Genomic DNA, 12,482 nt, shown 5'->3' with positions numbered 1-12,482 from the left:
AGGGCCGGAACCCTTTCGGATTCCGGCCCTCGGCCTTCAGTAGCGGGGACAGGATTTGAACCTGCGACCTCTGGGTTATGAGCCCAGCGAGCTACCGAGCTGCTCCACCCCGCGTCGTTGTGACTCCAGTCTACGTCATTTCCGGGGCGCCAAACACCACGGTGCCCACCACCGCCCCTGGCACCTCACTTCGGGTCATTCGACTCGGGTCGTTCGAGGTGCCGGTTCGGCGCCTTCGCCCGCTCGGCGTAGTCCGCGAGTACGAGGACGTCGACACCCTGGGCCGACAGGAGCCCGGTGCCGTCCGCCTCCGTCACGAAGGTGTCCGGCTCGCGCCAGGCGGTGACCACCCGGCGGACGCCCGCGTCGAGGATGAGTCGGGCGCAGGGGGAGGGGCGGGAGGAACGGCGGGCGCAGGGTTCGAGGCTGCTGTAGACGGTGGCCGTGGGCAGCCGGGGGTCGGCGGGGTCGAGCTTCGCGAGGGCCGCCTCCTCTGCGTGCACGACCGGGTCGCCGGCCTCGCGGGAGTGGCCGCGCGCCAGTTCCGTACCGTCGGCGGCCACGATCACCGCGCCGACGCTGAAGGCGGTCCGCGACGGCGGACACTGGGCCGCCAGCTCGCAGGCGAGGGCCAGCCAGTGGCGGTCGGCGGCGACGGGGAGCGGTCCGGTGCCGGGGGCGGTGGGCTCGTAGCGCATCAGGACGACGTCCTCGATGCGGCGCGTCTCCACCAGCCGCAGGCGCCCACCCTGATAGCCGCCCTGAGAACCGCCCCGATGTCCACCCTGTCCACCCTTATGCCCACCCTGAGAACCGCCCCGGGAATCGCCCTGGTTTCCGGCCGGGCCGAAGAGGCGGGGTGCGGTCGGGTCGCCGACGAAGAGCGGGGCGAGGACGAGTTGGAGTTCGTCGGCGAGGCCCTGTTGGAGCAGTTGGGTGTGGATGGTGCCGCCGCCCTCGACCATGAGACGCCGCACACCACGCACCTCGTACAGATGTTCGAGAAGGCGGCGCCAGTCCAGTTCGGGGCCGAGTGGGACGACGTCCGCGGCGATCCCGAGCGCGCGGGCCCGCTCGGCGCCCTTCTCCGTCGTATAGACGACCTTCTCGCCGCCCGTGTGCCAGAAGTTCGCCGCGGGGTCGAGGTCGCCGGAGCCGCTGACGGTGACCTTGAGGGGGTACGGCGGCCGCCCCGCGGCGACCCGGGCGGCGCGGCGCTCCGGGGAGTTCACGAGGAGCCGGGGGTTGTCGGCGCGGATGGTGCCGGCGCCGATGAGGATGGCGTCGACGGAGGCCCGTACCTCGTCGACGCGGTCGAAGTCGGCGGGGCTGGAGAGGAGCAGGCGCTCGGGGGTGGTGTCGTCCAGGTAGCCGTCGAGGGAGACGGCGGCGGACAGCAGGACGTACGGGTACAGGTAAGGGTAGGAGTCGGGGTCGGGGTCGGGGTCGGGAGAGGCGTACGGGTACGGCATCGGCGTGCTCCCCGGCAGAGTGGGTTGACGTGGCACTCTTGGTTCAAGTTTGAAACAAACCTACACTGGGCGCATGACGACTCGCTGGCTCACCCCCGAGGAGCAACGCGCCTGGCGCGCCTACGTCGCCGGGTACCTCCTCGTCGAGGACGCGATCGACCGGCAGCTCCAGCAGGAGGCCGGCATGCCTCACCTGTACTACTCCATCCTCGCGAACCTCTCCGAGACACCGGAGCGGCGGCTGCGGATGACCGATCTCGCGGAGCGGCTGAAGATCACCCGCAGCAGGCTGACGTATGCGGTGACCCGGCTGGAGAAGGACGGGCTGCTGCGGCGCGAGGACTGCCGCTGGGACAAGCGGGGCAGTGTCGCGGTCCTGACGGACGAGGGCACGGCGGTCCTGGAGAACGCGGCGCCCGGGCATGTCGAGACCGTCCGCGCCGCCCTCTTCGACCGGCTCACCCCTGAGCAGGTGGGGCAACTGGAGGAGATCTTCACGCAGGTCGCGCGGGGGTTCCAGGGGGACGACAGCGGCGAAGTCGCGCCCGAGGACCTGCCGTGGCGCCGACGGTCGTCCCCCTGCGCCGGGACATCCGAGGCGTCCGGGACATCCGGAACGTCCGGGACGGCATGAGTCGCGCCACAATTCCATTGCTTCAAATTTAAAGCATGGGGTAAGGTCTCGTTTCGTCGGATCTGCTTCAAATCTGAAGCAGAAGCCGATCGCGTTCGCGCACCGCCGTTCACCACCGGACCCGGGAGACCGCATGCCCGACAGCGACACCCCCGCCGCCACCCAGCGCGCCCGAGTCCGGGTACCGCTGCGCTTCCACGACGGCTACTCCGTCGACGCCGAACTGGTCACCTTCCACGGCCTCGTCGACGGCCAGGAGCACGTCGCCGTCGTCCTCGGCGAGCCCGCGCCCGGCGCCACCCCGCTGGTCCGGCTGCACTCCGAGTGCCTGACCGGGGACGCCTTCGGCTCCGCGCGCTGCGACTGCGGGCCGCAACTGCGCGAGGCGGTCGAGCGGATAGCCGCGACGGGCGGCGTCCTGCTCTACCTCCGCCAGGAGGGCCGCGGCATCGGCCTCTACAACAAGCTCGACGCGTACGCCCTCCAGGACCAGGGCCTGGACACCTACGAGGCGAACGCCGCGCTCGGGCTGCCCGAGGACGGCCGCGACTACACCGCCGCCGCCCAGATGCTGCGCGCCCTGGGCATCACGAGCCTGGACCTCCTGTCCAACAACCCCGACAAGGCCGACCAGCTCCGGGGACTGGACATCGACGTCCAGGACCGGGTCCCGACGGGCGTCTTCACGACCCCGCACAACGTCCGGTACCTGCGCGCGAAGGTCCTCCAGACCCAGCACACGCTGCCGCTGGCCGACCTCACCGGCCTGAACGTCGGCTGAACGCGACCTACCTGGCTGACCCGAACGGGCCGTCCAGCGCGGCCCATTGGAGCAGCATGATGGTCTTCGCGTCCGCGATCGCGCCGGTGCGGACGAGGTCGAGGGCCTCGGTGAAGGGGAGTTCGACGACGGTGATGTCCTCGCCCTCGGCCGCCACGCCCGCCGTGTCGACGCCGGGGGCGGAGGCGTCGTAGGGGGCGGCGAAGAAGCTGAGCCGCTCGGTGACCGAGCCCGGACTCATGAACGCGTCGAACACGTGTTCTACATTCTGGACGGTGCGTCCAGTCTCCTCCGCGGCCTCACGGCGGATCGCCTCCTGCGGGTCGTCGCCGTCCAGGAGTCCGGCGGCGGTCTCCAGCAGCATGCCGTCGGGGTGCCCGTTGACGTACGCGGGCAACCGGAACTGTCGGGTCAGCAGGACCGTACGCCGGTCGGGGTCGTAGAGCAGGATCGTCGCGCCGTCGCCCCGGTCGTAGGTCTCGCGCTGCTCACGGCTCTCGTGGCCATCGCTGTGGCGGTAGTCGAAGGTGGTGCGGCGCAGGACGGACCAGTCGCAGGCGAGGACTTCGACATCGACGATGCGCACGCGGTCGTTGCCGGTGAGGTCGCGTCCCTGACGGTCGAGTCCGGTACGGCCGCGGGGGTCGGGGGTGTCGATGCCGGCGGTCATCGGAGGCTCGCGGGGTCGTCGCCGGTACCTGAGCGGTACGGGTCGGCGGCCAGGGTCATCAGCGGTGTCGTCACGGGTCTCCCAGTACCCGGTCGGCCAGCCGCAGCGCCGCCTGAAGACTGAGCACCGCGACGGTCAACGGGCCCCGCGCGGCCAGGTGTTCGGCCACGTGCACGGTCGTGGTCCCGGCGTCCAGCAGGACCCGTGACCCCGGCTCGACCAGTCCGGCGACGGCCGCGCCGAGCCGGTCCTTGGTCGCCGCCTGCCACGCCTGCCGCGCCTCGAACCCACCGCCCTCCACCCGCGAGCGCCCCGCGACGGCCCCGCCGTGCACCCGCCGCACCAGCCCCTGCCGCTCCAACGCGTCCAGGTCCCGGCGCACGGTCATCTCCGACACCCCGAGCCGCTGAGCGAGCTCGACGACGGAGACCCGCTGCCCGGGATCCTGCCCCTGGACGAGGCGCAAGGTCAGATCGAGGCGATCGGCTGCTCCCACGACGGCATTTCTACCACGCACACGATCGAACGAACATCAGACTGTTCGGACGCCGACGAGGGCCTGCTCGTGAGACCGGACCCGGCCCCTGACCCTGACCCGAACTCGAACCCGGACCCGGCCCCTGACCCTGACCCGGACTCGAACCCGGACCCGGACCCGGATTCGGACCCGGACCCGGATTCGGACCCGGACCCGGAGCAGGCCGTCTACCGGCCGTCTTGGGCGCGGCCGACTTCGCCGCCGCCGGATGCCGCCAACAGGCCCAGCACCTCGCCGAGTCGGCGACGTACGTCGGCGTCGGCGAGAAGCCCGTCCGGGCCGAGCATCCCCCGCTCCACCGGGATCTTCCGGCACGCCGGTTCCACGATGGCGGCCCCGGTGTAGCCGAGAACCGTCCGCAAGGTGGCGTCCGCGCCACCGCCTCGGCCCGGGGCTGCGGCGTTGATCCAGGCCACCGGTTTGTCGCAGATCTCGGTGCCGCCGACCGTCCAGTCCAGCAGGTTCTTGAACGAACCCGGCAGGGTGCCCGCGTACTCCGGGGTGCAGATCAGGATCCCGGCCGCCCGCTCGATCGCCGCCCGCAACCCGGCCACGGCCGTCGGCAACGGGTCCGTGTCGTCATCGGGGTTGAAGTGCGGAAGCCCCGCGAGGCCGTCGTACAGGACGGCGTCCACCTGCGCGTCCGGTGCCACGGCGTACGCGGTGCGCAGCACGGCCTCGTTGGAGGAGCCGGCCCGCAGACTCCCCGACAGCAGAAGGATCACCGGCGTCACCCCGCGTCCGGCCGACGGCGGAAGCCGTCCAGCATCCGCCAGAACGCCGAGCGCGCCGGTTTCACGGAACCGTCCGAAGCGAAGGCGCCCACCTCGGCCGTGACACGCACCTCAGGCGTCGCATGCACGACGGGCGCGACGGGTGCCGACGGCGTGAACGGAACCGTCGACACCGGCCCGTCCGACAGAACGTACCGGACCGGAAGCGACCGGAGTCCGCTCACCAACGGGGAGGTACGCCAAGGCAGTTGGTCCTTGGGCAGGGTCAGCCGGAGATCCGTGAACCGCTCGAACAGGCGCTGCACCCCGATCGCCACGATGCTGCTCGCCAGGTCCCGGCCGGGGCACTGGTGCGGTCCCGCGCCGAACGCCAGATGGGCGCGGGAGCTGACCGTCGCGTTCCGGGCGATGCCCTGCGCGAACAGCGGGTCCGTATGCGCGGCGGCCGGGGACACCATGACGGGGTCGCCCGCGGCGATGACGAAGCCGCCGAGGGAGACGGCGGTGACCGGGAAGCGGAACGTGAGGTTGTGCATGGGCGGATTGGCGAGCGCCGCGCGGTTGACCGTCTCGCCGACCATGCCGGCCGACAGGCTGGCCCGCGCGCCCGTGTCCCCGGTCAGCACCTCCACCACGGTGTTGCACAGCAGCGTCCCCACCAGGTCCACGGTGGAGCACACCACGAGGTACAGCTCCCAGGCCAGTTCCTCGGTGCTGACGGACGGATCCGCTGCGAGCATGTACGAGGGGATGTCGTCGCCCGGCAGGGCACGCTTCTCCAGGACCAGTTCCTGCAAGGCGGCCATCAGCCGCTCGATCGCGGCAGCCGCGTCGGGCCCGGCGTCGAGCACCCGCCAGACGTCCATGGTCACCTCGTCGCCCTTGGCGTCGGCGAAGCCGAGCAGCCGGTTGGTGACCATGAGCAGCAGCGGCCGCGCGTACTGGCCGCACAGGTCGGCGATCCCGGACCGGCCGGCACCGCCCCCGGCCAGAAAGGTGATGAGCTCGTCCGCGTACTGCGTGATCAGGGCCCGCAACTGCCGGGCGCTGGGGCGCGAAGGATCCTGGAACGGTCTGACGGCCCGTTCGAACGCCGCGCGCGCCGTCCGGTGCCGCTGGTCGTCGAAGAACACCATCATGTCGCACTCGAGTGCGGGCAGCAGCGGCCAGTCCGCGGGGATCCTGCCCTCGGCGTACGCCCGCCAGTAGGTCAGGCTCTTCTTCCACCGGTTGTCGTCCCGCAGGACGGCGAGCGCCTCGTCGTAGCCGAGCACCAGCCAGACCGGCGTGCCGAGCAGGTCGACCGGTGCCACCACCCCGTACCGCTCGCGCAGTTCGTCGTGGATCTCGGCGCGCCGGATCTCGTAGTCGTGGGTGAGCAGTGGTTCGACGGGCATCGTCTCGAGCTGGGTCACCGGGCGAGTTCCTCACGGAGCAGGGCGGCCAGCTCGGCGGGCCGGGAGAGGAACGGGGAGTGCGAGGCGTCCAGCCGCCGTACTTCCTGGGCGCGATTGGACATGGCCTCCTGCGCGAACGGCGGGATCGCGCAGTCGGCCTCGCAGACGACGTAGGTGCTCGGGAGCGTGTGCCAGGCCGCCCGGGTGAGGGGCTGGGAGAACGAGGCGAGCGACTGGACGCCGACCTGCGCGACGGCCTGCTCTACGAGTTCCGGGTCGACGTCGCCGTAGAAGACCCGCTCCGGCTCCAGCGCCACGATGTGGCCCTCCCGCTCACGCACCTCCCACCACGGCGGCGGGGTGCCGCCGACCGAGGACAGCAGCGAGTCGCCGACGTCCAACTGGAAGGCGCACAGGTAGACCAGCCGCCGCACGTCGCCGACGGAGCCGAGCGCCTCGGTAACGGGAACGCCGCCGTAGGAGTGCGCGACCACGACGACCGGCCCGTCGATCGCGGCCACGGCCTCGGCCACGACGGCGGCGTCGTCCCGCAGATCCCCGAGGACACCCGAGGCAGCCGTGTCGTCCCCGCTGCTGGGCAGCGCGACGGTGCGTACGTCGATGTCCGGAAGCTCGTCGATCAATTGTCGCCAGCACCAGGGGCCGTGCCAGGCACCGTGCACAAGGAGAAGGGCAGGTAGCGCACTCATCGAGTCTCCAATCGGCCCAGCCCCACAGACCACACTGTCGGCGAAGGCCTCAAAACGAAGCAGCGCCCGACCCGACCGAAGCCGACCCGAGCGCTGCGTAGCAGGTCAGAGGGCGTACCCCCAGCCTGCAACCCGTAGGCCCTGTGGGACTCGAACCCACAACCAATGGATTAAAAGTCCACTGCTCTGCCAATTGAGCTAAGGGCCCAGGCGATGTTGCCTCCCCGAGCATAGCCGGACGTGGCCGTGTCTCCGATCGGGTATCGGGGACACGGCCGCGCCGAGGGGTGCGCAGCGGTGAAGATCGGTCATCCGGCCCGCCGGTTACCGGGGTTTTGCCGCTCCTGTCCCTGTCCCTGTTTCCGTCCCCGTCCCCGTTCCCGTTCCCGTCTCCGTCCCCGCCGCCGCCCGTGCCGCCTCCCGGGCGACCGTCCGCGCGTGTTCGGGGTCGAGGAACCAGTGCCGGGCCGAGAGCTGCCACCACGCTCCCGCGAAACCGAGCACGACGAGGACGGCGATCGGGGCGTAGTTGAAGGTCTCCCAGGTGACCGGGGAGACCTGCGGCAGCATGAAGAGGACCGTGATGACGGCCACCCACGCCACCGACACCACGCCGATCGCCTTCGACCAGCGGCCCAGGTGCCACGGCCCCCGCTCGAAGGCCTCGCCCTTGCGCAGGCGCAGCAGCGTCGGGATGACGTACGCGAGGTAGAGGCCGATGACGGCGATGGAGGTGACGGCGGCGTACGCGGTCACGTTGATCAGGTACGGCAGGCCCAGGACCAGCGCGCCGCCGGCCGCGAGCCAGACCGCCGCGACGGGCGTGCGGGTGCGCGGGCTGACCGTGTGCCAGAGGTGCGAGTACGGCAGCGCGCCGTCGCGCGAGAAGGCGTAGATCATGCGGCTGTTGGCCGTGACCGACGCCATCCCGCAGAACAACTGGGCGCCGATGACCACGAGCAGCAGCAGCTTCCCGGCGGTCGCGCCGAGCGCGTCGAGCAGGATCTGGGCGGGCGGCGCGCCGGTCGGGGAGGTGAGGGCGGCGTCGTAGGACTGGATGGCGTACGTGAAGCCGAGCAGCAGGACGAAGCCGGCGATCCACGACGTCCAGATGGACCGCACGATGCCCTTCGGGCCGGCCGTCGACGCGTCGTGCGTCTCCTCCGTCATGTGGGCGGAGGCGTCGTAGCCGGTGAAGGTGTACTGGGCCATCAGCAGGCCCAGCAGGACGACGTACACCCCGCTGCCCCAGCCCGTGTTGTTGACGAACTCGCCGAACACGAAGGACGTCGACCGGTGCGTGTCGGGGACGAAGGCCAGCGCCCCGACGATGACCCCCACGCCGACCACGTGCCACCACACGCTCACGCTGTTCAGCAGCGCGACGATCCGCACCCCGAAGGTGTTCAGGAGGCCGTGCAGGACCAGGATCCCGGCGAAGAGCAGCACCGTGCGGCCCGGTGTCACCGCGAAGTCGAACTCGAGGTTCAGATACGCGCCGAGGAAGGACGCGGCCCCGAAGTCGATGCCGGCGGTCACCGCGACCTGCCCCAGCACGTTGAACCAGCCCGTGAACCAGGCCCAGGCGGCGGCCGATCGCGCGGGGGCCAGCTTGTGCGCCCAGAAGTACAGGCCCGCCGACGTCGGGTACGCCGAACAGATCTCGGCCATCGACAACCCGACGAACAGCGTCATCAGCCCGACCGCGACCCAGCCCCACATGATCACCGCCGGGCCGCCGGTGTTCATGCCGAACAGATACAGCGTCAGACAGCCCGACAGGACGGAGATGATCGTGAAGGAGACCGCGTAGTTGGAGAACGCCGACATCCGCCGGGCGAGAACCTGCGTATAACCAAGCTGGGCCAGCCGCTCTTCATCCGAGAGCCCCCCGGACGACCGCCCACTCACTATGGCGTCATCTGTCATGCCCCCAGCAATTCCCATCCGGGGGGCGTGACACACGTCACAACGTGGCTAGAAAATGCCCTTGTAGCCCTGCCAGCCGGCGCCGATCTTGACCCGCGCCCCGAACGTGCCGGTCCCGGTGCCGGGGAGCCGGTACAGCCCGCCCGCGGTGTCCCGCACGACGAGGTCCGCCTTGCCGTCCCCGGTGATGTCACCGGCCCCGGCGACCGCGTCGTACGACGCCCCCCAGTTCGCGAACAGCTTCACCCTCGCGCCGAAGGTCCCCTTGCCGGTCCCGAGGTAGCGGTAGAGGTTGTTCCCCTTGTCCTGGGCGATCAGGTCGCCGACGCCGTCACCGTTGAGGTCACCCACACCGACGATCTTCTTGTACGTCTTCCAGTCGTCGTAGAGCTTCACGGGCGCGGACAGCTTTCCGGCGGCCGTGCCCTTGTACAGGTAGACCTTGCCGGTCGACGGGTTGCGGGCGATCAGGTCGGGACGACCGTCCTTCGTGAGGTCGCCCGGCGAGGTCAGGACGTCGAACTGGGTCCAGCCGCTGGTCCCGAGCGTCGTGTACGGCGCCGCCGACGACAAGGCGGCGCCGCAGCCCGTCCGGTACAGCCGCAGCGCCCCGCTGCCGAGCCGCACGAGGACGTCGTTGCAGCGGTCGCCGCTCAGATCGCCGATCGGCACCACCCTGATGTCCTTCGGCCAGCCCGTGCCGCTGACCTGTCCCGAGAACGTGCCCTTGCCCGTGCCCTGTTGGTAGGTCAGGGTGCCCGGGCGCGGCACGGTGAGCAGGTCTCCGACGCCGTCCGGCTTCCTGCCCGGGCCCGCGTAGTCGTGGAACACGGGGGTGCCGCGCACCATCCGGACGGTGCCCTTCACCTGGAGCGGTGCGCCGACGCCGTCCGCGGGGGTGAGCGAGAGCGTCCAGTCGTAGAAGCCGTTGGGCAGGATCGCCGCTCCCGTGATGCTGGTGCTCCACGGGACCTTCAGCTCGCCGCGCAGGGCGCCGCCGTCCGTGCCGCCGACCACCTTGCCGGTCACCTTGTCACGCACCGTCAGGGTCCAGCCCGAGGCCGGCTTCGACAGCAGCACGTCGGTGAGGACGGGCTCCGTCGTCGGGGAGACCTCCGTGGCGCCCCGCGGCGCGTCCAGCAGGCTCAGCGGCTGCTGCGGCACGCCGGACGGGACGAGGTGCACGCGCTCCTGAGCGTCGACGTAGGCGGCGTTCCCACCGGACTCGTCGACCGTCCAGCGCACGTTGCGCTGCGAGACGCCGGTGTCGGGCAGGTCGCCGATGACCCGGCCGGAGGGGGTGCCGTCCGCGACCGTCGTGAGCGTCAGCTTCCCGGCCTGTTCGTCGTGGGTGACGACGTACCCGTCGCCGAGTTCGGCCTCGTCGGCCGGCACCGGCACGGACTTCTTCGCCGTACGGTCGTAGACGCCCGCCCGGCCCTCGCACGTCCAGTACAACCAGCGGCCCAGCGCCTGGAGTTCGGTGGGCGTGCAGCCCGCGTCGGTGGCGAGGGTCTCGGTCGTCCGGCCGGCCGTCAGGTCGTAGCCGGTGACACTGCCCGGGGTCGTACCGGTCGTCCACAGGATGTTGCCGGAGAGGGCGGCCGGCCCGGGGGCACGGGTGATGACGGGAGCGGCGTCGATGCTGCCGATCCGGTACACGTACTGCCCGCTGGGTCCCGTGTAGAGCAGGTAGCGGCCCGAGACGTCGGTGATCTTCCCGTCCTTGGGAAGCCCGGGCCGGTTCCAGACACCCTCCGCGTCCGGCCCGTCGACCTCGATCGCGTTGGTGTCCCCGTCGCGGGCGAGCCAGGCGATACGGCCGTCGGCCAGCCCCCGGACGGGGGCACAGGCGGCGTCGGCGGCGCAGTCGGCCATGGGGACGACGGTGGTGAGCCTGCCGCGCTCGCCGAACGACGGGGTACCGGACGGGGCGACGGTCCGCACCCGGGCGGAGCGCACAGCGGTGCCGTAGTGCTCCAGGACGACAAGCCGCCCCTGGTCCAGGGACAGGCCCTGGATCGCCAACGGCGGTTTGGGCAGGAGCTTGACCGGCGTGACGACGGGCGGGCCGCCGTCCGCGCCCGGGGTGAGGCGCTGGATGCCCCAGTCGTCGGCGCCCGTGCGGCCGATCTTCACGGCGGTGCCGTCGGGCCCTGCCCCGGTCCCGGCCTCCGAGGACGGGAGCACGGTCACCGGTTCACCGCCGGTGAGGGGCTGCGCGGTCGTCGAGGACGTCCCGTTGACCAGCCAGTCGCCGACGACGGCCAGGTCCTGGGCCGCGTTCACCCCGTCGCTGACGCCCTTGAGCGCCACCTCGACCGGGGCCGCCGACAGATCACGCGGGAACACCAGGACCGACGCCTTGTCCCGGGCGGAGACGACGACATGTCCACCGCCCAGGTTCGTGTTGGTGTACCCGGTGGGCAGCGGGCCGCTCCAGCCGCGCACCTCGCTGGACGCACGGTCCACGGCGACCAGACCCACCCGGCCGTCCACGGAGCCACGCAGGTACAGCGTCCGCGCGTCCGCCGCCGCGCCCAACCCGAGGACGAGACCGGCCGGTCCTCCCGTGATCGTCCGGTCCACGGTGGTCCCGTCGGGCCCCGGCGTCAGCAGATGGATGACCCGGACGATCTTGCCGTTTTCGTCCGGCACGTTCTTGAAGGCCACCGTCAGGTTGTCGTAGGACGTGACGTAACCCCACCCGTCCGGGACCTGGAGGCTCCGCGTGGAGCCGTCGGACGCGTCCCAGAAGTCGACCCGGCCATCGATGTGGTGGTACGCCAGCACGTCGGTGCCGGTCGGCTGCGCGAACGTCCCCACGGGAGCCGCCGGCACGCGCACCGACTCGCCGTCCGCGTAACGCGTCCACAGCCGGCCGCTGGTGCCCTCCAGGCTGTGGAAGACCCCCTGTGCCCCGACCGCGTCGTGGCTGCCGTGGGTCGACGGCGACTGGAGCGCCGCATCCGTGTAGGTGTCCCGCAGTGTCGCCGGCACCACCGTCTCCTGCGGCGCGTCCGCGACCGCGGGCGACTGGAGCAACGGGGTCAGCCCCGCCGCCAGGACGGCGGAGGCGGCGACAAGACGCAGACGTACGGAGCCATTACGAGCCAAGAGGGTCCCTCCCCGGGAACAGGACGCATTCGCCCCATAAGTCGGCCGATCATACAGTCGCTTTACCGACGGAAAAACGCCGTGGCCCCCACCGATGTGCGGTGGGGGCCACGGCGTTCACTGACCTGAGCCGACTGACGTCAGCCGGGCCGAACGACCTCAGCCGTTGCGCTTCCAGCGCGGCTTGTCGTCGCGGCGGCCCGGGGTGCCGGAGCCGGAGCCGGTGCCGCGGTGGTCGTCGCGGCGGCCGAAGGACGGGCGGTCGTGGCCGCCGGCGCGGAAGCCCGGACGGTCGTCGCGGCGGTCGCGGTTGAACGGGCGGTCGCTGCCACGGTGGCCGGCCGGACGGTCGTCGCGGCGGAAGCCGCCACGGTCGTTGTCACGGTTGAAACCGCCACCGGACGTGGAACGGTCGTCGCGGCGGTCGCGGTTGAAGCCGCCGCCCGAGGAACGGTCGTCACGACGCTCGAAGGAACGGCCACCACGGTCGTTGTCACGGC

10 protein-coding genes, 2 tRNA genes and 1 pseudogene are annotated in these 12,482 nt (G+C 71.4%); 2 read left to right on the top strand and 11 right to left on the bottom strand.

Annotation, left to right across the window (positions count from 1 at the left end; translation table 11 throughout):
* Positions 1 to 40 precede the first annotated feature (40 nt).
* Together BMZ82_RS38420 and BMZ82_RS38415 are read right to left on the bottom strand one after the other, a co-directional pair.
* Positions 41 to 114: transfer RNA gene (locus BMZ82_RS38420), tRNA-Met, on the bottom strand.
* A gap of 71 nt (positions 115 to 185) precedes the next feature.
* Complete coding sequence (locus tag BMZ82_RS38415) at positions 186 to 1,472, bottom strand: dihydrofolate reductase family protein (RefSeq protein WP_093782027.1); 1,287 nt, start codon at positions 1,470 to 1,472, stop codon at positions 186 to 188.
* A 73-nt stretch (positions 1,473 to 1,545) separates the two neighbouring features.
* Here BMZ82_RS38415 and BMZ82_RS38410 point away from each other — a divergent pair, with 73 nt between their 5' ends.
* On the top strand, positions 1,546 to 2,106 hold the full coding sequence (locus BMZ82_RS38410) for a MarR family winged helix-turn-helix transcriptional regulator (RefSeq protein WP_093782026.1): 561 nt from the start codon (positions 1,546 to 1,548) through the stop codon (positions 2,104 to 2,106).
* 133 nt (positions 2,107 to 2,239) lie between these two features.
* The gene (ribA, locus tag BMZ82_RS38405) at positions 2,240 to 2,887 is read left to right on the top strand and encodes a GTP cyclohydrolase II (RefSeq protein WP_093782025.1); all 648 of its coding nucleotides are present in this window, start codon (positions 2,240 to 2,242) and stop codon (positions 2,885 to 2,887) included.
* Positions 2,888 to 2,894: 7 nt separating this feature from the next.
* Here ribA and BMZ82_RS38400 read toward each other — a convergent pair whose 3' ends face one another.
* The 9 genes and pseudogenes from BMZ82_RS38400 to BMZ82_RS38355 form a co-directional block, all read right to left on the bottom strand.
* Positions 2,895 to 3,557 (bottom strand): NUDIX domain-containing protein, encoded by a 663-nt coding sequence (locus BMZ82_RS38400; RefSeq protein WP_093782024.1) that lies wholly within the window; start codon positions 3,555 to 3,557, stop codon positions 2,895 to 2,897.
* Positions 3,558 to 3,627: 70 nt separating this feature from the next.
* On the bottom strand, positions 3,628 to 4,053 hold the full coding sequence (locus BMZ82_RS38395; protein WP_256252342.1) for a DeoR/GlpR family DNA-binding transcription regulator: 426 nt from the start codon (positions 4,051 to 4,053) through the stop codon (positions 3,628 to 3,630).
* Positions 4,054 to 4,262: 209 nt separating this feature from the next.
* Complete coding sequence (locus BMZ82_RS38385) at positions 4,263 to 4,820, bottom strand: NADPH-dependent FMN reductase (protein WP_256252341.1); 558 nt, start codon at positions 4,818 to 4,820, stop codon at positions 4,263 to 4,265.
* Positions 4,821 to 4,825: 5 nt separating this feature from the next.
* Positions 4,826 to 6,244, bottom strand: coding sequence for a cytochrome P450 (locus tag BMZ82_RS38380; RefSeq protein WP_256252340.1), 1,419 nt, complete (start codon positions 6,242 to 6,244; stop codon positions 4,826 to 4,828).
* A complete protein-coding gene (locus BMZ82_RS38375) occupies positions 6,241 to 6,936 on the bottom strand; it encodes an alpha/beta hydrolase (protein WP_093782022.1) in 696 nt (231 codons plus the stop codon). Before BMZ82_RS38375 ends, BMZ82_RS38380 begins: the two co-directional genes overlap by 4 nt.
* Before the next feature lie 135 nt (positions 6,937 to 7,071).
* Positions 7,072 to 7,144 (bottom strand) — tRNA-Lys (locus tag BMZ82_RS38370).
* 116 nt (positions 7,145 to 7,260) lie between these two features.
* Entirely contained in the window at positions 7,261 to 8,865 is a 1,605-nt protein-coding gene (locus BMZ82_RS38365; protein ID WP_256252339.1) for an amino acid permease, read from the bottom strand.
* Positions 8,866 to 8,913: 48 nt separating this feature from the next.
* Positions 8,914 to 11,982 (bottom strand): FG-GAP repeat domain-containing protein, encoded by a 3,069-nt coding sequence (locus BMZ82_RS38360; RefSeq protein ID WP_093782021.1) that lies wholly within the window; start codon positions 11,980 to 11,982, stop codon positions 8,914 to 8,916.
* A 159-nt stretch (positions 11,983 to 12,141) separates the two neighbouring features.
* Positions 12,142 to 12,482, bottom strand: a pseudogene (locus BMZ82_RS38355) (RNA helicase); the annotation flags it as partial.

Source organism: Streptomyces sp. yr375 (assembly GCF_900110755.1).
Taxonomy (GTDB): Bacteria; Actinomycetota; Actinomycetes; order Streptomycetales; family Streptomycetaceae; genus Streptomyces.
This window is presented reverse-complemented; position numbering and strand designations above follow the sequence as displayed.

Excerpts from the sequence above, each read along its gene's own strand:
- ribA (WP_093782025.1), top strand. The coding sequence starts at position 2,240 with ATGCCCGACAGCGACACCCCCGCCGCCACCCAGCGCGCCCGAGTCCGG.
- BMZ82_RS38410 (WP_093782026.1), top strand. The coding sequence starts at position 1,546 with ATGACGACTCGCTGGCTCACCCCCGAGGAGCAACGCGCCTGGCGCGCC.
- BMZ82_RS38375 (WP_093782022.1), bottom strand. The coding sequence starts at position 6,936 with ATGAGTGCGCTACCTGCCCTTCTCCTTGTGCACGGTGCCTGGCACGGC.
- BMZ82_RS38365 (WP_256252339.1), bottom strand. The coding sequence starts at position 8,865 with ATGACAGATGACGCCATAGTGAGTGGGCGGTCGTCCGGGGGGCTCTCG.
- BMZ82_RS38415 (WP_093782027.1), bottom strand. The coding sequence starts at position 1,472 with ATGCCGTACCCGTACGCCTCTCCCGACCCCGACCCCGACCCCGACTCC.
- BMZ82_RS38400 (WP_093782024.1), bottom strand. The coding sequence starts at position 3,557 with ATGACCGCCGGCATCGACACCCCCGACCCCCGCGGCCGTACCGGACTC.